19 protein-coding genes are annotated in these 24,634 nt (G+C 63.8%); 4 read left to right on the plus strand and 15 right to left on the minus strand.

Features of this window, described 5'->3' with window-relative positions:
- Positions 1 to 719 precede the first annotated feature (719 nt).
- Positions 720 to 2,279: a globin-coupled sensor protein gene (locus C7I85_RS06215; RefSeq protein WP_106723110.1), complete on the plus strand. Its 1,560-nt coding sequence runs from the start codon at positions 720 to 722 to the stop codon at positions 2,277 to 2,279.
- Between the two features lie 231 nt (positions 2,280 to 2,510).
- Positions 2,511 to 3,674, plus strand: coding sequence for a glycosyltransferase family 87 protein (locus C7I85_RS06220; protein WP_106723111.1), 1,164 nt, complete (start codon positions 2,511 to 2,513; stop codon positions 3,672 to 3,674).
- A 62-nt stretch (positions 3,675 to 3,736) separates the two neighbouring features.
- On the opposite strand, the gene C7I85_RS06225 is transcribed toward C7I85_RS06220, so the two are convergent.
- The 5 genes from C7I85_RS06225 to C7I85_RS06245 are packed head-to-tail and all read right to left on the minus strand — an operon-like array spanning position 3,737 to position 8,277.
- A complete protein-coding gene (locus C7I85_RS06225; protein WP_106723112.1) occupies positions 3,737 to 4,492 on the minus strand; it encodes an MBL fold metallo-hydrolase in 756 nt (251 codons plus the stop codon).
- 3 nt (positions 4,493 to 4,495) lie between these two features.
- Positions 4,496 to 5,560: an ABC transporter ATP-binding protein gene (locus C7I85_RS06230; protein ID WP_106723113.1), complete on the minus strand. Its 1,065-nt coding sequence runs from the start codon at positions 5,558 to 5,560 to the stop codon at positions 4,496 to 4,498.
- Positions 5,557 to 6,339, minus strand: coding sequence for an ABC transporter permease (locus tag C7I85_RS06235; protein ID WP_106723114.1), 783 nt, complete (start codon positions 6,337 to 6,339; stop codon positions 5,557 to 5,559). Before C7I85_RS06235 ends, C7I85_RS06230 begins: the two co-directional genes overlap by 4 nt.
- Before the next feature lie 2 nt (positions 6,340 to 6,341).
- Entirely contained in the window at positions 6,342 to 7,184 is an 843-nt protein-coding gene (locus tag C7I85_RS06240) for an ABC transporter permease (protein WP_106723115.1), read from the minus strand.
- A gap of 13 nt (positions 7,185 to 7,197) precedes the next feature.
- Positions 7,198 to 8,277 carry a polyamine ABC transporter substrate-binding protein gene (locus C7I85_RS06245; protein WP_106723116.1) on the minus strand — a complete coding sequence of 360 codons (1,080 nt, stop codon included), beginning with the start codon at positions 8,275 to 8,277 and terminating at the stop codon, positions 7,198 to 7,200.
- Positions 8,278 to 8,388: 111 nt separating this feature from the next.
- On the opposite strand from C7I85_RS06245, the gene C7I85_RS06250 reads away from it, so the two are divergent.
- On the plus strand, positions 8,389 to 9,003 hold the full coding sequence (locus C7I85_RS06250; protein ID WP_106723117.1) for a TetR/AcrR family transcriptional regulator: 615 nt from the start codon (positions 8,389 to 8,391) through the stop codon (positions 9,001 to 9,003).
- A gap of 7 nt (positions 9,004 to 9,010) precedes the next feature.
- Here the strand turns inward: C7I85_RS06250 and C7I85_RS06255 are convergent, their stop codons facing one another.
- Entirely contained in the window at positions 9,011 to 9,994 is a 984-nt protein-coding gene (locus C7I85_RS06255; protein WP_106723118.1) for a helix-turn-helix transcriptional regulator, read from the minus strand.
- Between the two features lie 249 nt (positions 9,995 to 10,243).
- Between C7I85_RS06255 and C7I85_RS06260 the strand changes: the two genes are divergently transcribed.
- Positions 10,244 to 11,335, plus strand: a complete 1,092-nt coding sequence (locus tag C7I85_RS06260; protein ID WP_106723119.1) for a BMP family ABC transporter substrate-binding protein — start codon at positions 10,244 to 10,246, stop codon at positions 11,333 to 11,335.
- 79 nt (positions 11,336 to 11,414) lie between these two features.
- On the opposite strand, the gene C7I85_RS06265 is transcribed toward C7I85_RS06260, so the two are convergent.
- The 9 genes from C7I85_RS06265 to C7I85_RS06305 form a co-directional block, all read right to left on the minus strand.
- A complete protein-coding gene (locus C7I85_RS06265) occupies positions 11,415 to 14,555 on the minus strand; it encodes an efflux RND transporter permease subunit (protein WP_106723120.1) in 3,141 nt (1,046 codons plus the stop codon).
- A 39-nt stretch (positions 14,556 to 14,594) separates the two neighbouring features.
- A complete protein-coding gene (locus C7I85_RS06270) occupies positions 14,595 to 15,743 on the minus strand; it encodes an efflux RND transporter periplasmic adaptor subunit (protein WP_106723121.1) in 1,149 nt (382 codons plus the stop codon).
- A gap of 54 nt (positions 15,744 to 15,797) precedes the next feature.
- Entirely contained in the window at positions 15,798 to 16,406 is a 609-nt protein-coding gene (locus C7I85_RS06275; RefSeq protein WP_106723122.1) for a TetR family transcriptional regulator, read from the minus strand.
- A 167-nt stretch (positions 16,407 to 16,573) separates the two neighbouring features.
- Positions 16,574 to 18,085 (minus strand): zinc-binding dehydrogenase, encoded by a 1,512-nt coding sequence (locus tag C7I85_RS06280; protein ID WP_106723123.1) that lies wholly within the window; start codon positions 18,083 to 18,085, stop codon positions 16,574 to 16,576.
- 10 nt (positions 18,086 to 18,095) lie between these two features.
- Positions 18,096 to 18,533: an SRPBCC family protein gene (locus C7I85_RS06285; protein ID WP_106723124.1), complete on the minus strand. Its 438-nt coding sequence runs from the start codon at positions 18,531 to 18,533 to the stop codon at positions 18,096 to 18,098.
- Positions 18,534 to 18,563: 30 nt separating this feature from the next.
- A complete protein-coding gene (locus tag C7I85_RS06290; protein WP_106723125.1) occupies positions 18,564 to 20,756 on the minus strand; it encodes a flotillin domain-containing protein in 2,193 nt (730 codons plus the stop codon).
- Positions 20,757 to 20,784: 28 nt separating this feature from the next.
- Entirely contained in the window at positions 20,785 to 21,618 is an 834-nt protein-coding gene (locus C7I85_RS06295) for a phosphoenolpyruvate hydrolase family protein (RefSeq protein ID WP_106723126.1), read from the minus strand.
- Positions 21,618 to 23,834 carry an ABC transporter permease gene (locus C7I85_RS06300; protein ID WP_106723127.1) on the minus strand — a complete coding sequence of 739 codons (2,217 nt, stop codon included), beginning with the start codon at positions 23,832 to 23,834 and terminating at the stop codon, positions 21,618 to 21,620. Before C7I85_RS06300 ends, C7I85_RS06295 begins: the two co-directional genes overlap by 1 nt.
- Positions 23,827 to 24,603, minus strand: coding sequence for an ABC transporter ATP-binding protein (locus C7I85_RS06305; protein ID WP_106723566.1), 777 nt, complete (start codon positions 24,601 to 24,603; stop codon positions 23,827 to 23,829). The genes C7I85_RS06300 and C7I85_RS06305 overlap by 8 nt, the downstream gene beginning before the upstream one ends.
- Positions 24,604 to 24,634: the final 31 nt, after the last annotated feature.

Here is a 24,634-nt window from a genome sequence, read left to right on the forward strand (position 1 = left end):
TTGCCGGCTTCCTCGCCGCCATCGCCGAGACCGCCCCGCCCGACTGGCAGCTCGACGCCCACCAAGCCCTCGCCGCCATCACGCTCGCCGACCTCGCCACCCGCCTCGCCGGACACACCCCGCACGACACCACCAACGACGGCGAGCTCGAGCTGTTCTAGGCAAATAGCGAGTTGGTCTATTTCAGAGCGGATAGATTTATTCGGCTCACAATTACGTGCTCGAAGCAGAAGTTCCCGCTTCCACCGGAAAATTCCGAGCGTCGACTGTACCTGCAAGCTGCAGAAGCCGAGGCGCCACGCAGCCCGCAAGTGACGTCGCCCTTCGGTGAAATATTGTGCCCGAAAAACCGGAATTAATCGCCGATTAACGCTTTGTTATGTACGATATAGTTCATTCGTTACCGTACATATAGGTTTCCGAGTCCAGCAGACCGGAACCGTCAGCCACAGCTGGCTGCCGCGCGCAACACGTGTTTTCGCGTCAGGCCGGGTGCGGGTCGTCTGCGCGGCCGCGAATGGATGACTTGAGGGGGGATCTGCGGCCGGCTTAACGGGTGGCGTGTTTCTGCACCGCTCCCATGGGGCTGGGCAACGGTAGGGGTGAACAAGCAGGGTTGCGTCGCGAGCCCGGCAAGCAGTGCCAAAAATATCGCATCGATAAGCAGTCTGTCCGCGAAGGGACGCTCCCGGGAGCGGGCGCAATGTGGGGGAATTTTGATGACGGATTCGGCACGCCGCCAAAGCTCTTTGAACGAGCGGCTCAATTTTATCGGAATGGACCAGAAGGCGCGTACTGCGCTGAGCAAGCTGCAGCCTCTTCTCAGGCAGTCGCTCGGACCGGCACTGGCCACCTTTTATGAAAAGGTGAAGGCAACGCCCGAAACGCGAAAGTTCTTCGGTGACGACCGGCACATGGCGGGTGCCAAGGGCCGCCAGGAGGAGCATTGGCAGATCATCGCGTCGGCCACCTACGATGACGCCTACGTGGATGCAGTCCTCAAGATCGGGCAGACCCATGCGCGAATTGGCCTCGAGCCCAGATGGTATATTGGCGGCTACGCGCTGGTGATCGAGCAACTGATCCACGCAATCGTGAAAGAGCAGTGGCCCAGCCTGTTGCAGATGAACAGGTCGCGCTCCGAAAGCGTGGCGGAATCGTTGTCGTGCCTGGTCAAGGCAGCCATGCTGGACATGGACCTGGCCATTTCCGTCTATCTCGAAACCTTGGACGAGCAACGCCGCAAGGCAGAGGAGGCGGGACAGGAGGGAATCAGGCAGGAGCGGACGATCGTGGCCAACTCGATCGGCGTCGGCCTGGCCAAGCTTGCGGACAAGGACCTGACCTATCGGATCGAAGCGGAGATGCCCGAGGCCTATCACCAGCTGCAAGGCGACTTCAACGCGGCGATCGAGCAGCTCGAGGCAGCCATGCAAAGCGTCTCCAGCCGGACAAATGCCATCCAGTCGGGAACCCAGGAAATGGCGACGGCAGCCAAAAACCTGTCACACCGGACCGAGCAGCAGGCTGCGAGCCTCGAAGAGACGGCCGCTGCCCTCGATCAGATCACGGCAACGGTCAAGACGTCGGCGGAAGGGGCGGCGCATGCACGCGAAGTCGTGATTGCCGCAGATCAGGACGCCAAGCAGAGCGCCCTTATCGTGCGCCAGGCCGTCGAAGCCATGGACGAGATCATGAAGTCGGCCCGACAGATCAACCAGATCATCGGGGTCATCGACGAAATCGCCTTCCAGACCAATCTTCTCGCGCTAAACGCTGGCGTCGAGGCCGCGCGGGCCGGCGACGCGGGCCGCGGCTTTGCGGTCGTGGCTTCGGAGGTGCGAGCCCTGGCCCAGCGTTCGGCGGAAGCGGCCAGGGAGATCAAGGAGCTGATTTCGGCTTCCACCACCAGGGTGGAAGGCGGGGTCAAGCTGGTGATGGAAACGGGCAAGTCGCTCGAACGGATCCTGGAGCAGGTAACCGACATCAACAATGTCGTCACCCAGATAGCCGTCGGGGCGCAGGAGCAGGCGACCGGGCTCGAGCAGGTCAACAGCGCGATCAACCACATGGATCAGGCCACCCAGCAGAATGCGGCGATGGTCGAGGAATCGACGGCGGCGACGCATTCGCTGTCGCAGGAGACCGAGCAACTGTCGGAACTGATTGGCCAATTCCAGGTCGGTCGGGCGAACGACAGCGATTACATTCGTCGCGAGTTGAGGAGAGTTGCACCGCACGCCTTCCGATCGGCAGCCACAAGGGCGATCCAAAGCTGATGCCGAGGGTGCTCACCCCACCGAAGATTGCCGACATTTAGGAAGAGCGCGGGAGCACGTCCGGACCGACGCGACCCGCGCTGCCCAATGATTGCCTTTTTCATCCGGCTTGTGACCCGGCCTCGTCGACCGGCGCCAAAAGCCGAGGCGCCGCCTCTATGCCATGGCGCGTCCTTCGTGATATGCCGCGCGCGAGTCAGGGGCCGAAGTAAGCTCGTCGTAGGGTGTGACATGCCGACTTTCAGACAGCTATACGACCGTTTGGGTGTCGGTCTTTGGGCTTTGGGTTTTTCGGTCGCTGCGATTCAGGCGGCCGTGACCCAGTCACGCGCCGTGGTACCTGTCTACCGACGTAGCGTGGACACCTTCTTCGCCCATCAACCGCTCTACAATGTCGAGCAGTCGATGGGCTTTCTCTATGCGCCAGCCTTCGCCGTGCTCTACACGCCCTTCATGGAGCTTGGGCCGGTCTTCGGCGACTTCCTGTGGCGGCTTCTCGGCTTCGCCGTGCTGACCGCTGCTGCCGTCAAGCAGGTGCGCAAGATCGAGGGACCGAACAGGATCTGGCTGCTGTCCTACGGCCTGTTCCTGGCCTTGCCTTTGTCGCTCGGCGCAATGCGCAACGGCCAGGCGACCGTTCTACTGACCGGCGCCTGCTGGCTGCTGACATTTGCGACGCTGGAAGGCCGCCGCGCCGAAGCGTTTCTGTGGGCATCGGTCGCGATAATCGCCAAGCCCACGGCGATCGTCATGATCCTGTTGTGCGGCGCCTTGCGTCCCCGGCTGATCCCGGTGCTGATATTGTCGCTGCTGTTCGTGTTTGCGATTCCCTACGCCTTCGCGCCCGTCGACTACGTCAACGCCCAGCATCACGAATTCATCCGTATGCTGACATCCATGGGCGTGGACAAGTCGGGGCCGTTCCGCACGGCCGACTTTACGGCCCCGTTCACGGCCATTGGCATGCCCCTCGCCGAATCCACCGCTACGGTGTTGCGCATCGTGGCCGCCGCGCTGACATTGGCGGCCGTCATCTGGTTCGACCGCCAGGCCGAGAAAAGCCTCGCCGCGCTGGCAATCTTCCTGGCTGGCGCGTTCTACATGACCGTGCTCAACCCCCGCGTCGAGACCAACACCTATGTCATGCTGGCGGTGCCGGCCGCAATCACGATTGCCTATCTGTGGCGGGAAGAGCAGAGCGGCGCGCTGCGCGTGGTCCTGTCGGCCGCGATTTTCCTTTGCGGCTTCAGCGGCGTGGAGCGGCATGTCCTGGAATTCCTGGACCTGTGGTTCAGGCCGATCGCCATGAGCCTCATTGCCCTGCCGCTGCTGTGGCGGCTGTGGGACAGGACCCGAAAGCGCACGGTTTCTGTCAGCTCCCGCGCCTATGGGTGAGCTGCGCTAGGGGTTGGGCATCCGCCTCCGCAGCGCTCACCCGCCAACGCAACCGAGCCGGATCAGCCGGCCAGATGGCAGCCGGGCTTGCGCTTCGAGGCGAGATATTCGTCGATGAGCTGGCGGTAGCGCGTGGCGCCGAAGCTCGGGAAATGCCCCCCATGGACGACCGACACGGGAAGCCCGTGCATGCGCTCCAGCGTCGCGACATAGTCGTCCACCAGCGAGTGATAGGCGTCGTCGATCAGCGGGCCGTCATAGACGATGTCGCCGGACAACAGGATGCCGGTCTTCTTCTCGAACAGCGCGATGCCACCCGGCGAATGGCCCGGCGTATGGATCACCTCGAAGGCCCGGTCGCCGAGATCGACGACATCGCCATGTTCCAAAACGCGGCCCGCCGGCGCCGGCAAAATGGCGTAGCGCGAGGCGTCCCAGCCTTCCGGCATGCGGTCGAACATCTCGTCGGTCGCGTAGCGGTCGGCGAGCGTCCATTCGTTTCTCGGATCGGCGAGGATTTTCGCCTCGGCGCGATGCACGCAGCGCTCGGGAAATTCATGGTGGCAGCCGATATGGTCGAAATGTGTGTGGCTCGCCACGCAAACCAGCTTGTGCTCGCTGACCAGCGAAACATGATCGCGCAGGCTGAAATGACCGAGCCCACTGTCGAAAAGAAGATCGCGGTCGCGCCCGCGCACATGCCAGATGTTGCAGCGGAAGAAGGGTTTTATCCAGGGCTCATGGATCAGCGTGACGCCGTCCCCCATGCGGATCGTCTCATACCATTCTTCCGCGCCGACCGTTGCGATCTCGGCCATGGATCAATCCTTGAGGCGAATGATGTGTTCGGGCCGGCAGGATACAGCAACCGTATCGCCCGACGCCACCGGAGAGCCCGTCGCCAGCCTGGCCAGGAAGGCGATGCCGGGATCGCGTTTCGAGGTTGCAAGCACGCGGCGGAAACTGCCTTGGAAGACGACGTCACCGACGACTGCCTCGCCCAGGCCCAAACTTCCCGCCGGCTCGCCGAGCAGCAGATGCTCCGGCCGGACAGCGAGCGAAAAGGTAGAGCCGGGTGTCGCCTCGCCCGGCAGGCTAATATCCCCGACCGGTGTGCGGAGAGTGATAATGCCGGAACGAGAGCCTGCGACCGTGCCGGAAATCACCGTGCTTTCGCCCATGAAAGTCGCAGAAAAACGCGTCGCCGGCTGCGAATAGACGCGCTCGGGCGCCCCTTCGTCCTCGATGCGGCCATCGTTCATCACCACGCAATGATCGGCGAGCGCCATGGCCTCTTCCTGATCGTGCGTAACATGGACGAAGGCTGTGCCCACGCTCTTTTGCAGCGCCTTCAGCTCGTCCTGCATCTGCCGCCTGAGTTTCAGGTCGAGCGCGCCGAGCGGCTCGTCGAGCAGCAGCACCGCCGGCTCCACCACCAGCGCACGCGCTAGCGCAACGCGCTGGCGCTGGCCGCCCGAAAGCTGGTGCGGCCTGCGGTCGAAGGCGTCAGCGAGGCCGACGAGCTTCAGCGCCGAGCGGGCGCGTTGGGCCCGGGTCGCCCCGTCCACGCCGCGCATCCTGAGGCCGAAGGCGACGTTCTTGCCGATGCTCATATGCGGAAAGAGCGCATAGTCCTGAAAAACGGTCGTGGTCGGCCGCTTCGCTGGTGGCACTGCAGTGCAATCCTCGCCGCGGATGAAGACATTGCCCTCGGTCGGAACGACGAAGCCGCCGAGGATGGAGAGCAGCGTGGTCTTCCCCGAGCCCGACGGGCCGAGCAACACCGTGTAGCTGCCGGCCTCGATGCGCAGCGAAACATTGTGCAGCACGCTTGCCTGCCCGAAGCGATGCGAGACGTTGCGGACATCGACCAGGGGCGCGTTCATGACTGTTTCCTGCGGAAGAGCAAAAGTTCGAACGCCACGACGAGCACGATCGAAACACCGAAGACGAGCGAGCCGACCGCATTGGTCTTGGGGTTGAGGCCGGAACGCAGGAGATTCCAGATCTCTACGGGAAGCGTGGTTTCGAAACGGGTCAGGAGGAAGGAAATCACGAACTCGTCCCAGGAGAAGGTCATCGACAGGAAGAAGCTGGCGAAGATCGCCGGCGCCATGACCGGCACGGTGACCAGAAGCAGCACCTTCCACTCGGAAGCGCCGAGATCGCGCGCGGCCCGTTCGATATTGATCTGGTGATCGCCCATCTGGCTGTAGATGATGGCAAAGCAGAGCGGCAGGTTGACCACGACATGGCCGATGCCCGCGGCCGCGAGCGACTTGGGAATGCCCACCCTGTTGAACAGCACCAGCAGGCCCATGCCGATGATCAGGTAGCTCACCGTCAGCGGCAGGGTGATCAGCCCGCGCAAGAAGGCCGAGCCCGGCAGGTAAAAGCGCGCAAAGCCCCAGGCACTCAGAAAGCCGAGCGTGACCGCCACCAGCGACGATCCAACGGCGACCAGAATGGAGTGCAGGAGGCCGGTGGTGAGCCGCGTATCCGCCAGCACCGCCGCATACCAGCGCGTCGAAGGCCCAGTGAAGGGTGGGATCGGGAACTGCGTCGCCTGCAGCGAAAACAGCACCAGCACCACGACGGGCAGGAAGATGAAGCCGTAGAGCAACAGCGCGTAGACCGTTGCCAGGATTTTTGCGAATGCCCGCATCGTCAGGCCCGCTCGATCTTCAGCCAGCGCGCCGAGGCGAGGTAAGCCACCGTCACGACCGCCATCAGTATGATCGCCAGCGCCGAGGCGAGCGGGAAATCGCCGCGCCGGCCGATCTGCATCATGATGAGCTGCGGCATCAAAAGCTCGTTGTTGCCGCCCAGGATCTGCGGCGTGATGTAGTCGCCGATCGCCAGCACGAAGGTAAGGAACGCCCCCACCACGATGCCCGGCAGGGTCAGCGGCAGGATGACATGGATGAAGGTGCGGACCGGTCCCGCGCCGAGATCGGCTGCGGCCTTGCGGTAGCTCGGGCTGAGCTGCTTGAGATTGGCGAAGATCGTCAGCGTCAGCAGCATGACGAAGAAATGCACGAAGCCGATCACCGTGGCGAGCCGCGTATTGGCGAGCTGGACCGGATCGGCAAACAGGCCGGACCCGGTGAGCACCCGGTTCACTACCCCGTTTTGCGCCAACACCAGAAGCCAGCTGTAGGAGCGCACCACATAGGAGGTCCAGAACGGCAGCACGGCCAGCATCAGCGCCAGCCGCTGGAAGCGCTCGGGCACCTGCTCTGCCAGAATCCAAGCCAGCGGATAGGCGAGCAGCACTGAAACCACGGTGACGATCGCGGTGACCTGCAGAGAATTCACCATCGCCCGCCAGTAGGAGGGGTTCTCGAAGAACTGCGCATAGTTGGAGAGCGTGAAGCTGCCATCCTTGGCCGTCACGCTCGTCAGCGCCATGGCCGCGAAGGGCAGGACGAAGAAGCAAAGCGTCCACAGGAGCGCCGGCGTAACCAGCGCCCAGGGCGTTGCTCTTTCCGAAGCAGGCTTTGTGCTCACGATGGCCGCCGGCTTATTGCGCCTGCAGCATTTCGGTCCACATGTCCTGCATCTTCTTGTCGAGATCGGCGTTCGGCGCGGGATAGGCCTGGGCGCGCGCCAGGAAGGCCGGCTGCTCGTCGAAGCGCAGCGTCTTCTTCTCGTTGTCGGTCAAAGCCGCCTTCTTGTTGGACGGCATGCCCCAATAGCAGGAGGAGGTGGCCAGCCGCGCCTGCCCTTCCGGGCTCAGCACATACTGGATGAACTTCAGCGCGAGATCCTTGTTCTTGGAATCCTTGAACATGGCCAGCGACTGGCTCCACAGGACGCCGCCTTCCTTCGGAATGGAAAAGTCGAGTGCGGGGTTTTCCTTGGCGAGACCCGCCGTCACCCACTCGCCGCCGCCGACCAGAATATCGACCTCGCCGGTCGCGAGAGCGGTCTGGCTGGCCGTCACCTCGCCCACGAGCTTGGCGTTGGCCTTCATCTTGAGCAGCTCTTCCTTGATCGCCGGCAGGTCGGCCTCGGTGAGGTCCGCGGTCTTCTTGCCGATCGCAAGGGCGGCCATCCCGATCACGGGGAGATAGTAATCGTAGATCGCGAGGCGGCCCTTGTACTTGTCGCCCGTCAGCGAGGACAGCGTATCCATGTCGGCCGGGTCGACCTTGGTCTTGTTGAAGCTGATCGTGTTGTAGCCGAACTTTTCCGTAATCGCGTAGCGCTTGCCGTTGACAACGGTCTTGTTGTCCATCTTCACTTCAGGGAACAGGTCGGCGAAGGGCAGCTTGTCTTCCGGCAGCGGCTCGAACAGCCCCTTCTCCACACCGCGCGGCACGTCGATGGAATCGATCACCATCACGTCCCAGTCGCCCGGCTGGGACTGGTCGACGATGGCAAAGCCGGCGCCGGTGCCTTCAAACTCCTTGACGTTGACCTTGACCCCGTTAGCTTCTTCGAAAGGTTGCAGAAGAGCGGGATCGGCATGGTCGCACCAGATCAGCGCGTTCAATTCCTGCGCAGACAGGGGGCTGGTCCCGGCCAGCATTGCGAGGGTTGATGCGGCTGCAGCAACGCGCATGCCACGCTTCAATGCAGATCGCAGATTGTTGGTCATTTAGAGTGTTCCTTCCTGCCTTCATGGCTTGTTGCAAGAAAATTGAAGCAATTCCAAAATTGAGTCAATTCTGAATTCGTGCCAGAGTGGGCCTGCGGGTCAGGTGAATATATGAGCGGATTGAGGGCCAAGCACAGGGCAGACCGGCACCGTCGCATTCTCGAGGCGGCGGCGGAGCTGTTTCGCGAAGCCGGATATGAGCGCGCCAAGATCGAGACGATCGCCGCGCAGGCCGAGGTTTCGGTCGGCACGATCTACAACTACTACAAGAACAAGGGCGACATACTGGTCGCCATCGTTTCGATGGAGGTCAACGAGGTCCTCCATGCCGGCCACGGCGTCGTCGCCAACCCGCCCGCCGATGTGCATGACGCGGTCGACACGCTGGTCGGCATCTATATCGAGCATTCGCTGATCTATCTCAGCAAGGAGATGTGGCGGCAGGCGATGGCGATTTCGACCCAGCAGCCCGAAAGCCCCTTCGGCCGCACCTACACCGCGCTCGACCATGCGCTGATCGACCAGGTCTGCGCGCTCATCGAGCGCCTGCAGGAACTGAAACTCATCGCCCGGGAGATCGACGGCCGCTCGGTCGGCGAGCTCATATTCAACAACGTGAACATGATGTTCATCGATTTCGTGAAGAACGACCCGGCAACCATAAGCGGCTTGCGCGCAGCACTTCGGCGCCAGAACCGCGTGCTGCTCAACGCGATTTCCCGCTGAATTCTGCCTATTGAATCCCGGATATGCTTCTCGGCACCACGGTTGCGGTTTGGTCCAGGTCTGGAGCCAAAAGGGCGTGACCTACGGCGTCATCCCTGCAGCTGGCTGACGGCAACACCAGACCGGCCGATCTCGCCCCCCACATCTCGGGCTCCGCCTGATAGACGGTGTCGACGGCGTTCTCGACCTTGTCCGCCGGCATGCGAAAGCCTCGGTTCAGGCGGACTTCCCTCGGCGACTTGCCGAAATGCAGCTTGATCTGGCGCGAGAAATGGAACGGGTTCTTGTAGCCGCAGCGATAGGCGATGTCGGATATGGTCAGGCCGGTGTGCAGGAGCAGAAAGTGCCCATGCTCGGCCCGCTTCTGCCAAAGGTAGCGGATCGGCGTCTCGCCGACATATCTGCGAAACAGCACGATCAGATGCTGCGGGGTCATGGCGATCGCATGAGCCAGACTGCCGACGCTGATCGGCAGCTGGAAATTCTCGTCGATGTGCTGCTTTGCGAGCAAGACCGGACGCGGCACGTCGAGCCCCGCTTCCAGCATGTGCGCTTCGTGGAAGAAGGCCATGAACAGCGACTGCCCCAGGGCGTTGCGCAGCATGTTGAGGCTGGTGCCAGACCCCGTTCCCAACTCAAGGCCGAACCGCTGCAGCGCCGCGATGCGCTCCGAAATCGCGATCCGCGTCGGCAGGTCGCGCAGGCGCAAGGCGACCGACTCCGGCAAGATCGCGGGCGACGCCTCGCACCATGACACCCGGTCGCGCCGGCCCCGTTCATACTCCGCCAGGTAGAAGCGCTCGTTGCGGAAGATGCCGCATTGCCCTGCCTCGAGCCTGATGACCGTGTCGTCGCAGGTGATCCGGGCTGCACCCTCGTGCACCATGACCAGACACACATAGCTTTTGGTGAGCGGTCCGAACATCCCGCCGGACTGGTAGCTGGCCTCGCCGAAGGCAAAACCGTGCTGGGCGTCGACGATCGCATGCATGGCCGGCTCCGCGTGGCTGCAACGCGATCCTACCCGGCTGCAGTCCCGTTTCAAGGGACGCTCGGCCGCCGTTCTTAATTCTGGATATGTTTTGAATTGGGGCCGACATTCCGGGCGCCAAAACCTTGCCGCATAGTCTTTAGTCGCGGACGCTCGACACCGAACCAAATGCTTGAGCGGCTTGCACTCGAGGCATCGAATTCAAAAGCAATAAATCTGCCAGATTCAGGTCAGCGAGCAGAGGGAACAATGAAAAAGACTAGCAGACGCGACTTTCTCAAATATGGCGGTGCCCTTGGCGCCGCCATGACTTTTCCGGCCCTCAGCAAGGCGCAAGCGGGCGAGGTGTTGAAGATCGGCGTCGTCAACGCCTCGCCGGCCGCCGAGATCGGCTGGAGCAAGCAGCATGCCCTCGCCCTGGATGCGGTGAAGGCCGAGATGGGCGACAAGGTCTCCGTCACCGTGCTCGACAGCATTTTCCTCCCGCAGGACGCCGAGCGCGTGTTCCGCGAGCTTGCCTCCTCGGGCAACAAGCTCATCTTCGGAACCAGCTTCTCGCTCGGCACGCCGATGCAGAAAGTGGCGCCGCGCTTTCCCAACGTGGCGTTCGAACACTGCTCGGGCATCGTCCACACCGCCAATATTGGAACGTTCGAGGCGAAATATTACGAAGGCGCCTTCGTGGCAGGTGCCGCATCGGGCCATATGTCGAAGTCGAAGAAGATCGGCTTTGTTGGCAGCTTCCCGATCCCCGACGTGGTTGGCCCGGCCAATGCGCTTCTGCTTGGCGCGCAGAGCGTCGATCCTGCCATCACCTGCAATGCCATCTTCCTCAACTCGTGGTTCGACCCGGGCAAGGAAAAGGAGGCGGCCAAGGTGCTCATTTCGCAGGGCTGCGATGTCATCTGCGCGATGACCGACACCGGCGCCAGCGTTCAGGTTGCCGGCGAGCAGGGCGCCTATTCGATCGGCTATGCCAGCGATCTGACAAGCTTTGCCCCCAAACATCATCTCACCGCCTTCATGCTCGACTGGTCGAGCGATTATCTGCGCGCGGTCAAGGGCGTCGTGGACGGCAATTGGAAGCCGGAGGTTCATTGGGACGGCCTGGGCGGCGGCGTGGTCAAGATGGCGCCGTACAACGCAGCCATCCCGGCCGATATTCAAGCCAAGCTCAAGCAGCTCGAAGTCGACATCGGCTCCGGCAAGCTCCATCCCTATTCCGGCGAGCTGAAGGACCAGGACGGCAACGTCAAGGTTCTGGCCGGCGCGGTCCTGCCCGATGCCGACATCCGCGGCATGAACTGGTTCGTCAAGGGCATGATCGGCAAGCTGGCTTGATGCTCCAAAAGCCGCAAGCCGAGGCTGAGAAAACAGCCTCGGCTTGCGATCTTAGCTGCACGCGGACGGCGTGGTCCGCCTATTCCGCCGCCAGTGCGGGCCGCTGGACGATTTCGGCAACGCTGTCGCGGGTCTCTTCCTGCGGCTCTGCCGGCTTCCTCTTTTCCCTGCCGAAGAACAGCGCATAGCCGGCCGGCAGCACCAGGATCGTCAGCACCGTGGCGACCAGGATGCCGCCCATCATGGAGTAGGCCAGCGGACCCCAGAACACGCCGCGCGAGATCGGGATCAGCGCCAGGACCGCCGTAAGCGCAGTCAGCATGATCGGCCGGAAGCGGCGCACCGCAGCTCCGATGATCGCTTCCGAGCGTTCCATCCCCGCCGCGATGTCCTGGTCGATCTGGTCGATCAAAATGATCGAGTTGCGGATGATGATGCCGAGCAGCGCAATCACACCTAGGATCGCGACGAAGCCGAAGGGTGCGCCGCTGATCAGGAGTGCGGTCGCAGCACCGATGATGCCGAGCGGACCGGTGGCCAGCACCAGCATCGCCTTGCCGAAGTGCTGCAGTTGCACCATCAGCAGCACCACGATCACCACCAGCATGATCGGCACCTTGGCGGCGATTGAATCCTGGCTCTGGGCGCTGTCCTCGGCGCCGCCCTGCACCTCGATCTTGTAGCCGGCGCCGAGGCTGTCGCGCAGCGGCTTGAGATCGCTGAAGAGCTTGGCGGTCACGTCGTTCGACTGCACCCCGTCGGGCAGCGTCGCGCGGACCGTGATGGTCGGCAGACGGTCGCGGCGCCATTCGATGCCCTGCTCCATGACGGGCACCACCTTGGCCACCTGCGACAGCGGCACGAAGCCGCCGAAGTCGGTCGGAATGTAGACCGAGTTGACCGCCGACAGCAGGTGCCGGTTGGCCTCCGGCTCGCGGGCCACGATCGACACCGTCTCTTCGCCATCGCGGAAATCGTCCAGCGGCGCGCCCGACATGGTGGCCTGCAGCATCTGGCGAATGCGCTGCGAGGAAACGCCCAGCGCGCGCGCCCGGTCCTGGTCCACCACCAGCTTCATCGCCGGCACCTGTTCCAGCCAGTCGTCATGGATCGCGCCGAGCCGCGGGTCCTCGGCGAACTTGGCCTTCACCTGATCGGCGATGCGGCGCACCTCGGCGCGGTCCGGCCCCATCACGCGCAGCTGCACCGGCCAGCCGGTCGGCGGCCCAAGGAACAGGCGGTCCACCTTGGCGCGGATCGAGGGGAAATCATCGGCCAGGATCTTGCGCATCTTGGCGATCAGGCGCTCGCGGGCCGGCTCGTCATTGGCCATCACCAGCAGCTGGGCGAAGTTGGGATTGCGCAGCTGCTGGTCGAGCGGCAGGAAGAAGCGCGGCGCGCCCTCGCCGATATAGGTGGCGATGAAGCGCTTGTCCGGATCGTCCATAATTCGCGCTTCCAGCGCCTCGGCCTGCTTCTCGACTTCCTTGATGCTGGTTCCCTCAGGCAACCAGAGATCGACCAGGATTTCCGGCCGCGACGACTGCGGGAAGAAGTTCTGCGGGATGAACTGGAAGGCGTAGAGGCTGCCGAAGAAAGCCGCCAGCGTCATGGCAAGCACCATGATCCTGTGCCGCACGGCCCAGCCCACGGTCGCGCGCAGACGGCGGTAGAACCGCGTGTCGAACACGTCGTGATGGCTGCCGGCATGCTGCCTCTGCCTGAGGATCATGTTGCCGAGCCACGGCGTGAAATAGACCGCCACGAACCAGGACGTGATCAGCGCGATGCCGACGACATAGAACAGCGAGCGCACATATTCGCCCGCCGTCGAGGCGGCAAAGCCCACGGGAATGAAGCCGGCGGTGGTGATCAGCGTGCCGGTCAGCATCGGGAAGGCGGTCGAGGTGTAGGCGAAGCTTGCCGCATCCACCTTCACCAGGCCCTCCTCCAGCTTTCGCTCCATCAGCTCGACGACGATCATGGCATCGTCGACCAGAAGCCCGAGCGCGATGATCAGCGCCCCGAGCGAAATGCGCTGCAGGTCGATGCCGAGCTCGTACATGATGGCGAAAGTGGCGGCGAGCACCAGCGGAATGGCGATGGCGATGACCAGGCCCGAGCGCCAGCCGATCGACAGGAACGAAACCACCAGCACGATCAGCAGGGCCTCGATCAGCGCGCGCATGAACTCGCCGATGGCGTCTGTCACCACTTCGGGTTGGTTGGAGATCTGGTCGACGGAAACGCCATAGGGCAGCGATGAGCTGAAGCGCTCGTAGGTCGCCTCCACATCCTTGCCGACGTCGGTAACCTTGAAGCCCTTGGCCATCACCACGCCGATCTGGACGCTGTCATGGCCGTTGTAGCGGTACTTTCGCGAGAAGGGATCTTCCAGGCCCGACGTAACGGTTGCGATGTCGCCCAGCCGCGTCACCTGGTTGCCGGCGCGCAGGCGCAGTTCACGGATGTCGTCGGCGCGGTTGACGTCGCCCTCCACCGAAATACGTACCGAATGCGTACCGGTGTCGACCGAGCCTGCCGGGTCGACATTGTTCTGGCCGGCAATCGCATTGCGCAGGTCGTTCAGCGTCAGGCCGCGCTCGGCCAGCACCTTTGACGAGACGTCGATATAGATGCGCTGCGGCTGGTCGCCGATGATGACGGCCTTTTCGACGCCCGGCGTCGCCAAGAGCATGTCGCGCGCCTGGATCGCGAACTTCTTCAGCTCGGGATAGCTGTAGCCGTCGCCGCTGATCGAATGCAGCGTGATGAAGGTGTCGCCGAACTCGTCGTTGAAATAGGGACCGTACAGGCCCTGCGGCAGCTCGTTCGATATGTCGCCGACCTTCTTGCGCACCTGGTAGAAGGCGTCCTTCACGTCGGCGGCGTTGGTGTCGCCCTTCACCTGCACGGTGATGATGGCGCTGCCCGCCCGCGTATAGGACTTCACCCAGTCGAGATGCGGCGTTTCCTGGAGCTTGCGCTCGATCTTGTTGACGACCTGGTCCTGCATCTCCTGGATGGAGGCGCCGGGCCACACGGCCTGCACGACCATCACGCGGAAGGTGAATTCGGGGTCCTCGCGCTGGCCCATGCGCATCAGGCCGAGCACGCCGGTGATGAGGATCAGCGCAAACAGGAAGCGGGCAATGCTCGGATGCCCGATCGCCCAGCGCGACAGGTTGAAAGGCTTTTTGTCCGGGCTGGAGCTATCCATGGCCGTGGTTCCGCGCTTTTTTCGGAGGGCTTTGGGTGTTTAGCGAACGACCTTGTCCGTTTCGCTCGCGGCCGAGCGCTGCTCGGCGTCCGGCAGCTTGACCTTCAGGTTCTCGGTCATGAACTGCGTTCCGGCGGCCACCACGAGATCGCCGGGCTGCAGCCCTTCGGCGATCTGCACGCCATCGTCGACGAAGCCCGCGACCTTGATGTCGCGCGCATGGACGGTGGACTGGTCCTGATTGACCACCCAGACGATCTGCTTGCCATCCTGCATGGCCAGCGCGCTGAGCGGAACCAATACGAAGCTCTGGCCGCCGGCGACGGCAGCCTCGATCCGCGCGGTCATGCCAAGCAGCACGCGCTTGTCCTCGGGCAGGCTGACGCGAACGGAAAATGTGCGCGACTGCTGGTCGGCGCTGCCGGCCACTTCCCGCACCTTGCCGTCGAGCAACAGCCCGTCATGCGACCAGAAGCTCACCTTCACCTGCTTGCCCGGCTGGAACTGGGCGATTTCCAGTTCCGGCACGGCGATCTGCACTTCCTTGTCGCCATCCACGGCAACCGCCGCCACCGGCGTGCCGGCGCCGACGACCTGACCGGTGTCGGCATTGATGGCGGTGACGATGCCCTTGCGGTCTGAGCGCAGCTCCGTGTAGCCGACCTGGTTCTGCGCCTGCTGCAGGCTGGAGATTGCGGCATCGCGCTGCGACACCGCCTGCTTGTAGGCAAGTGCGGCCTGGTCGCGTTGCGCCTCGGAGGCGAACTGCTTGGCAAACAGCTGCTCGGCGCGCTTGTTGGCCAGGCTTGCCGTCTCGACCTGCTTCTGGGCCGCTTCGAGATTGGCTTCGGCCGAGGTCACCCCAAGCTGGTAGTCGGTGGGGTCGATGCGCGCCAGAACATCGCCGGGCTTCACCTTGTCGCCGATATTGACGATGCGCTCGGTGATCTTGCCGGCGACGCGGAAGCCGAGGTTCATCTCCGTTCGCGCTCTCACCGCGCCCGAATATTCGAGCTCCCGCGTCTCGCCCGTCCTGGCGATCTCGACGACCTTGACCGGCCGCACGAGCTCGGTGGCGGATTCGGTCTTGGCCTCGGAACAGGCCGCAACGGCAGCACCGATGAGGACGACTGAAGCTATGCGCGCAAAGGGACGCACCTTCGCATTGAAGGTCTTGAACGAATACATCGTTCGCACTCCTGACTGTGTTCGGCTATCGAATGGCGGCCCCGCGGGCCGGTTCTATTTCTTCAGTGCCCTGATCACGAATTCGATCAGTTCGTCGGATGTCGCGCGATTTTCCTTCGCGAGACACTGGGCCACCATCTGCGGGTGGCAAAGCGAGGCCGTGGCCGCTCCTATGCAGCGTGCGGCCACCGCGGGGTCCTGTTCCCTGAACTCGCCCGCCTCGATGCCGTCCTTGATCATCTCGGCGACCAGTTCGTGGAGGCGGTCGATGTGCTTTTCGATGACGTGCCAGTCGCGCTCGATGGCCACGACGACCATCTCGTGCACCTTCTCCTGGTCGAGCATGGTTTCGAGGGTCAGGCGATGCTGCTCGCTCACGAAAAGGCGGATGCGGTCCTCCGCGCTGATCGGCTGCTTCGAGATGTCGAGCGCCATCTGGTAGAACTGGCCAAGCATGCGCCCGCAGATCGCCTGATGGATTTCCACCTTCGAGGCGAAGAAGCGGTAGATGTTGGCGGGAGACATTCCGAGATCACGCGCGATGTCGGCCACGTTGGTCTTGGCGTAGCCATAGTGCCGGAACAGGCGCTCGGCAGCATCAAGGATGCGCTCGACATTTTCCTGCCGGGCGGAGTCCATCTGGCTTTCAGCGATTTCGTTCATTTCAGGCGCTCGATTTACGACTGACGATTTTCTATTTTCGTCAGTGGTAATCCTTAAACCGTCCTTCGTCAAGCATTTGTGCAATGCAAAATCAATCAACAGCTAATCCAAAGCGCTTTGGATCCGCGGACGCTTTGGCAAGACTCCGCTGGACAAGGGTCCCGAGATCAAACGGTCAGGACGAGTGAACCCGTGCTGCGACGGGATTCAAGATCGCGATGGGCATCCGCTGCCTGGGCGAGCGGATAGCGTCGCGGTGGTTCGATCCGCACGATGCCTTGCCGCAGTGCCGAGAAGAAGCGGTTCACATGCGGCGCAAGCTTCTCCTGCGTATCGGTGAAATGCCCGTAGTTGGGACGCGACACGGTGATCGACTTCGACGAGAAGCGGCCGATGTCCCAATTGCCGACCGGACCCGATGCCTGGCCGAAGCTGACGAGATGGCCGCGCACGCCAAGTGCTGCGAGCGAGCCGGCGAAGGTGTCGTTGCCGACGGCGTCATAGACGACATCAGCGCCGCGCCCGCCGGTGATCTCCATCACAGCGTCGGCAAAATTCTCGCTCGTGTAGACGATCACATGATGGGCGCCGAGCCGCTCGACCAGCCGCGCCTTATCGTCGTTGGAGACGGTGGCGATGACGGTCGCGCCCAGATGCCGTGCCCACTGCACCAGTACCTGCCCAATGCCACCGGCCGCTGCATGGACGAGCACGACGCTGCCCGGCCGCACGGGTTGCACATCATGCAGCAGGAAGCTCGCCGCGACGCCTTTTAACAGCGCGCCGGCAGCGATCTCGTCGGAAATGTCGTCCGGCAGGCGCACCAGCAATTCCGGCAACATGTTGCGTCGCTCGCTATAGGCGCCGACCGGCGGACAGGCATAGGCCACGCGCTCGCCCACCGAAACGCCCGACACCCCCGGTCCAATGGCCTCGATGACGCCGGCCGCCTCCATGCCGGGCACGCCCGGCGGGCTGAGGAGGTCGAAATAGCCGGTGCGGCAATAGACGTCGATGAAGTTCACGCCGATCACCGTATGGCGGATACGCACCTCGCCGTAAGCCGGCTCGGACAGCCCGATCTCGCGGAACTCCAGCACCTCCGGCCCACCGTACTTCGCCACGACGATGGCCCGCGTGCGATCGGAGACTGCCGCTGAGACCGGCTCAACCGGCTTCGGCATGGCACGCGCGACGGCCGGTGCATCGACTGCCCTTGCGACGATCGGAACCTGCCGCTGCCCTACCGACAGCAGCTTGCGGATGGCGGCAAAGCCAGCGCGGTAGATGCCATCGGTCACCAGCCGGACCAGTTCATCGCGCCGGTTGGCGGGCGGATGGAATTCGGAGCGCCACTCCCAGAAGGTTCGGTTGCCATCGGTCACCGGTTTCAGCCGGATCGAGGCAACATAGCCCATCAGCGGCAGCGGCGATTCCAGCAGGCAATAGGTCAGCCGGCATTCTTCGTCGGAGAGCGACAGCAGTTGCTCACGCAGTTCGCCGCCGTCCGCGAGACGAAAGCGCCGCACCGAGCCGACCGCATCCACGGGCTCGCCGTTTTCGATGACGCTCGACGCAATCGCCGGATGCCAGCGGTCATGCCCGTTGAAATCGCGCAGCACGCGCCAGACCTCGTCGATCGGCGCGTCGATGATCGTGCTCTGACAGACCTGAACCATCTGGCGGTCTTCAGCGCGCGAACCGCTTCTTCAGCGCAGTGAATGCCGCCTGAAAAACACCCGTCCCGATCTGCTGGATCAGCGCGGCCTCCCGCTCCGGCGCACAGTCGAACTCCGCCTCCCATTCGCAGAAGGTGGCGTTGCCGTCGGTGATCGGCGTCAGCGCCAGCTTGGCGACGTAGTTCTCAACCCCCATCGGGCTTTCGAGGATCGAATAGGTGCACGAGAGATCGTAGTCCGAAAGCGCCAAAAGCCGCTCGCGGATCCGCCCGCCATCCTTCAGCGTGAAGTTTCGGATGCAGCCGATCTGGTCGGGCTGGGCGTTCTGCTCGATGCGGCTTTCGGCCACGAAGGGCGTCCAGTCGGGCAGGCCGTTGAAGTTGCGCACCACCTGCCAGACATCGGCCGCTGGCGCGTTCACCACCGAGGAGACATAGACTTTCGGCATTGGATTATCCCCCGATCACCTGGCGCCGCATCAACGATCGCGATCGTCGTCGCTGTCGTCCTTGCCGTTCTTGGTCTTGCCCTTCTTGTCGCGCGTCAGGCTGGAAATGTCCTTGGCGTCGCGCAGTACATCGGTCATGCGGCCGAGCGACCCGCCCTCGATGCCGATCTCCTTCATGAGATTGTCGATCATCGGCGCCTGCACGCGATAGCGGAGCGCGGAGTCGATCACCTCGTCGGTGACGTTGCGGTTGCCGCCGCCGGGACCGCCATGGATGCCGTCGACATGCAGGATCTTGATGCCGTCGATCTTCTCCATCGGCTTGACGCTTTCGCGCACGATGCCTTCGAGCCGTTCCAGGAGCTTGCCGCGCAGGCGGCCGGCGCGCGCCTCGTCGGTGAGCAGGTTTTCCGCCTCGTTGAGCAGGCGCTGACCCGCAGCATCGACCTCGTAGCGCTGGGCGGCGGCAAGAGCCTGGATTTTTTCGGCCTCCGCAGCCGCATTCGCGGCGATCTTCTGGGCCTCGGCAAGGCTCTTGGCGGCCTTCATCTCGGCTTCGGCAGCAGCCGTCACCCGCATCGCTTCGCGCTCGGCTTCGCGTGCTGCGGCGATCAGGTCGGTCACCTTGCGGCGCTCGGCGATTTCCTTCTCCCGAGCGGTCAGTGCCTGCTCCTCGGCCTGGATGGCTTTGGCGCGCACGGACTCGGCGGCGGCAATCGCGGAAGAACGCTCCTGCGTCTTCTTGGCGATGTCGATGGCCTTCTGGATTTCCGCCATCTCCACCTTCTGGTCGCGGTCGACAGCCAGCTGGCGCAGCTCGCGCTCCTTGACCAGCTTGGCTTCCTCGACGCCACGCTCGGTGGTGATGCGTGCCCGCTCGACCTCCTCGGCCGCCGCGATCTCTGCTTCCTCGAAGGCCTGGCGCTTGGCGATCTGCAGCGCTTCCAGATGCCGTTCTCGTTCGATCCTGATCTGGTCTAGCGCGCGCTCCTGGCCGATCCGTTCGGCTTCGGTCTGCTGGTTGGCGACGATCTCGCCGCGCCGCTTCTCGGCTTCCGCTTTGGTCACGTCGAGCGCTTTCTTGGCAAGCGCGATCTGGCGTTCGAGCTCGACCAGTTCCAGCGCCTTCTGGCGTTCGATCTCCATCTCGCTCTGGGCGCGCTCGCGCCCGATGCGGGCAGTTTCGAGCGAAAGCTCCAGAGCGATCTGCTCGCGCTCGGTCATCTCGCGCATCTTGAGCTCGGCCTCGTCGAGCGCGCGCCGGCGTGCGATCTCGCGGCGCTGGGTCTCTTCCTCGCTGCGGATGCGCTCTTCGGTGATGCTGCGCTCCTGCGCCAGGCGCGACTTCTCCACCGCCTCGCGCGCCAGAAGCTGCGCCTGCTCGGCCTCCTGGTCGCGCACCGCTCGCTCGCGGGCGAGCTCGGCGCGTTGGGCGGCGCGGCGGATTTCCACCTCGCGCTCCTGCTCCAGCCGCGCATATTCGGTCTCGCGGTCGATCTCCAGCACCTTGCGCTGGGTGTCGAGGTTCTGGTTGCGGATATCGACCAGCGTGCGCTGCTCGATCTCGTTGCGCATCCGGCGGCGGGTCTCGATGGACTCGGTCAGCTGCGTCAGGCCTTCGGCGTCGAAGGCATTGGACGGGTCGAAGAATTCGAGGCTGGTCTGGTCGAGATCGACGATGGCGACGCTTTCGAGCTCAAGACCGTTGGCGGCGAGCGATTCAGCCGCCAGCTCGCGCACCTTCGCAGCATAGTCGCGCCGCAGCTCGTGCATTTCCTCGAGCGTCATCTGGGCCGCAACCGTACGCATGGCGGCGGCGAACTTGCCTTCCAGCAGTTCCCGCAAGCCGCCCTCCTGCATGGTACGCCGGCCGAGCGTCTGGGCGGCTGCCGCCACGAGGTCCCGGCTCGCCCCAACGCGCACGAAGAACTCGGCGATCAGGTCGACTCGCATGCGGTTCTTGGTGATCAGCGCCGCCTGGTTCTCGCGCCGCACCTCGATGCGCATGACGTTCATGTTCACCGGGGTGATCTCGTGCAGCACAGGAATGACGAAGGCGCCGCCATTCACCACCACCTTTTCACCCAGGAAGCCGGTGCGCACGAAAGCCGTTTCCTTGGTCGAGCGCCGGTAGAGCCATCTCAGAATGTAGACGGCCACCACCACGGCGATGACCAAAATGATGAGCCACAGTAGCAAAGTGCCAAACGTCTGCGCGGCCATGTCCCTGTCCTCCCCGGATAGTCTGCGGTCAGCCGAAGGCGACCGACTTGAATTTTCTTGTCTGCTCGGTCAGCGCCCGCTCGGTGGGCAGCCGCTCCATCGACGACGCGCCATAGAAGCCGTGGCAGTTGGCCGTGTTCTTAAGCACGAACTCGGCATCCTCCGGCTCGGCCACTGGGCCGCCATGCACCAGCACGATGATGTCCTTGTTGACCTTCAGCGCGGCCTCGGACCACTCGTCGACCAGCGCAGGGCAATCCTTCAGCTTCAGCGCGGTTTCCGCCCCGATAGAGCCGCCGGTGGTCAGGCCGAAATGGCACACCACAATGTCCGCTCCCGCTTGGGCCATGGCTTTTGCTTCGTCGGCGTTGAACACGTAAGGCGTGGTCAGAAGGTCCTTCTCACGAGCCTTGCGGATCATGTCGATCTCCAGCCCGTAGGACATTCCGGTCTCTTCGAGATTGGCACGGAAGGTGCCGTCGATCAGGCCGACAGTGGGAAAATTCTGGACGCCGGCAAAGCCTATCGCCTTCACCTGGTCAAGGAAGTGGTCGAGGATGAGGAACGGATCGGTCCCATTGACGCCCGCCAGAACCGGCGTGCGCTGCACCACCGGCAGGATCTCGCGCGCCATCTCCATCACCACCTCATTGGCGTTGCCATAGGCGAGCAGGCCCGACAGCGAACCGCGGCCGGCCATGCGGTAGCGGCCGGAATTGTAGATGACGATGAGGTCGATGCCGCCGGCCTCCTCGCATTTGGCCGAAAGCCCGGTTCCGGCGCCACCGCCGACGATCGGCACGCGGCGGCGTTTCATCTCCTGGAATCTTTCGACCAGCGCGGATCGTTCGAAACGCGGCATTACGCTCTCCTCTGAAGCTTCGGCATCGTCGACTGGAATGCCTCTATGACCGCGTCCACGAAGGCCGCGTCGTTGATGTTGGCGCGCACGCGCTGGATGCGGCGCTGCGGCGACTGGCGCACCGTGCGCTCGATTGCCTCGAACAAAGCGTTGTCGGCCTCGGGATCGTGGAACGCGCCGCCCGCCGCATCGAGCATCGACACCCCGCCCTCGGGCAGCAGGAAGCGCACCGGCCCGCTCATTTGGTTGACCCGCGCGCCGATCCATTCGCCGAAAGCGCGGTTCTCGTCCCGCGTCGTGCGCATCAGCGTCACGTTCGGATTGTGGATCACAAATTTGCGGCTTTTGAACTTGTCGGGAACGCTTTCGCGCGAGCCGAAATTGACCATGTCGAGTGCGCCGACCGAGCCGATATAGGGCAGCCCGGTGCGGATCGCGGCACCGAAGCGGTCCTGGTCGGCCGGGAACACGCCGCCCACGATCATGTCGGCGACTTCTGTCGTGGTGAGATCGAGAAAGCCGGCGAGAAGCCGGGAGTCGCCCAGGCTTTCCATGGCGCGTCCGCCGGTGCCGGTGGCGTGGAAGACCAGGCAGTCATAGTCGGCTTCGAGCCGTTTTGTCACGGCCTGCACGGCAGGCGTCGTCACGCCGAACATGGTGATGCCGACCGCGGGACGCGCCAGCTTGCGCTTTTCTTCCCACGCCTGCGCATCGGGCAGCTGCGCCACCATGCCGGCCATCGCGTGCGCTGCATTGCCCAGCACCTGCTCGGTGATGGAGTTCAGCCCCTGAACGTCGGCCACGGAGTGGAACATCATGATGTCGGCGCCGCCGACATATTTGCCGACGTCGCCAGCCGCCACGGTCGAGACCATGATCTTCGGGATGCCGACCGGCAGCGCACGCATGCCGGCTGTCGCAAGCGTCGTGCCGCCCGAGCCGCCTGCGGAAATGATGCCGCCGAGGCGCGGCTCGCGCCCCACCCAGCGGGCGAAGGCCTCGGCCATGGCCGTGACCGACTTGCCGCGGTCGCCCGACATGACCTCGGAGGCACCATAGGGATGCATGCTCGCCACCTGCATGGCCGTCACGTCGACGCTCGACGGCTTGCCCGAAGTGGAGAGATCGACGGTGCGGGCCGGAATACCGAGCGACTTCAGCCGGTCGGCGATGAAGCGCAACTCCTTGCCCTTGGTATCGAAGGTTCCGGCGACCAGCACGGTTCGCCCGATGCGCTCGGAGAAGGGAATGGCGAAGACCTTCTTCAGGTCATCCTGCGGCGCGGCCTTCTCCACCGCCGCCTGCCGCATGGCCGTCACCGGCAGGTTCCAGCGGTTGGGCAGGCTGGTCACGGGGCGGTAGACGCCGTTCACCGACTGGTCGCCCTGCCCGTCTTCGCCGCCGCGCTCGATGCGGTAGACCTCGGCCAGTTGCTCCTGAACCTGCGCTGCCACGGCAGGCGAAACCGTTTCCTCGTCCGAATGCCGGCCGACGCCCAGCAGCCGCTGCTGCAGGTCGCGGTCGGCGGCTAGCGCCTTGGCGTCCATGATGCGGTTGATGCGACCGTTGACCATGATTGCAACGCTGTCGGAAACCGCGGTCGCCACGCCGATATTCTGCTCGATGACGAGGATCGCCATCTCACCTTCCTGGGCGAGCGTGATCAGCATCTGCTCGACCTGTTCGACGATGACCGGCGCAAGGCCCTCGGTCGGCTCGTCCATGACGAGCAGTTTGGGGTCACTCAGCAGCGCGCGGGAGATCGCCAGCATCTGCTGCTCGCCACCGGAAAGCTGCGAGCCGCCATTGCTGCGGCGTTCAGCAAGGCGCGGAAAAGTCTGGTAAACGCGCTCAACGGTCCAGCTCGCATCGCGGCGGCTGCCGGCGGCGAGCCGCAGATGCTCGTCCACGGTCAGGCTCGGCCATACCCGCCGGCCCTGCGGCACATAGCCGACGCCGAGGCGGTGGATCTCATGCGGCTCCAGCGAGGAGATCTCGCGGCCATTGACGCGGATCGAACCGGAGCGGGCGCGCTTCAAGCCGGCGATGGTGTTGCAGAGCGTCGTCTTGCCCATGCCGTTTCGGCCGACGACCGACAGCACGCCGCTTTCAAGCGTCAGCGACACGCCCTGTATGGCGTGACTTTCGCCATAGTAGACCTGCAGGTCGTCGATACGCAGGACGGCCTTGCCCGAAGAAGTGGCGCGCTCAGCCATGCTTGCCCCCGAGATAGATCTCCTGCACTTCCGGGTCGGCCTCGATCTCCTGCGGCGTGCCCTCCTTGAACAGCCGCCCATTGTGCATCATCGACACATATTCCGAGACGCGCAGCGCGACATCAAGGTCGTGCTCGATGATGATGTAGCCGATGTGCTTGGGCAGCGCGTTGAGGATGGCGACGAGGTCGCGCCGCTCAGTTGGTGAAAGCCCCGCGGCCGGTTCGTCGAACAGGATGAAGCGCGGCGCGCCCGCAAGCGCCAGCGCGATTTCGAGCTGGCGCTGCTGGCCATGCGAAAGCGTCGCCACCAGCACGTCGCGGTCGCTCTCGAGATGCACGGCGTTGAGGATCGATTCCGCCTGCACCATGTTCACGTCGTTGATCGAGGGGCGAAGCAGCGAAAAGCGGCGCCGCGAGACGCCCCGGCAGGCGAGGAAGATCGAGTCGAGAACCGTCAGCCCCTTGAAGAGCTGCGAAATCTGGTAGGTCCGGCGCAGACCGCGTCGGATGCGCTCATGCGGCGGCAGGTCGGTGATGTCCTCGCCGAAGAAGCGGATGCGTCCAGCGGTTGGCAGGAAGTCGCCGGTGATGGCATTGAACAGCGTCGTCTTGCCGGCACCGTTGGAGCCGAGGACCGCGCGCCGCTCGCCGGCCGCGATCCTCATATTGATGCCCGATAGCGCCACCAGCGCACCGAAATGGCGTGCAATGCCGTCCAGCTCCAGCGCGTAAGCGCCGGAGCCTTGCAGGCGGGATGCAACTGAAATCTCGGCCACTGGCGGTCGCCTTATGCTTCTG

This window comes from Pseudaminobacter soli (ex Li et al. 2025), from assembly GCF_003012705.1.
Lineage (GTDB): Bacteria > Pseudomonadota > Alphaproteobacteria > Rhizobiales > Rhizobiaceae > Pseudaminobacter > Pseudaminobacter soli.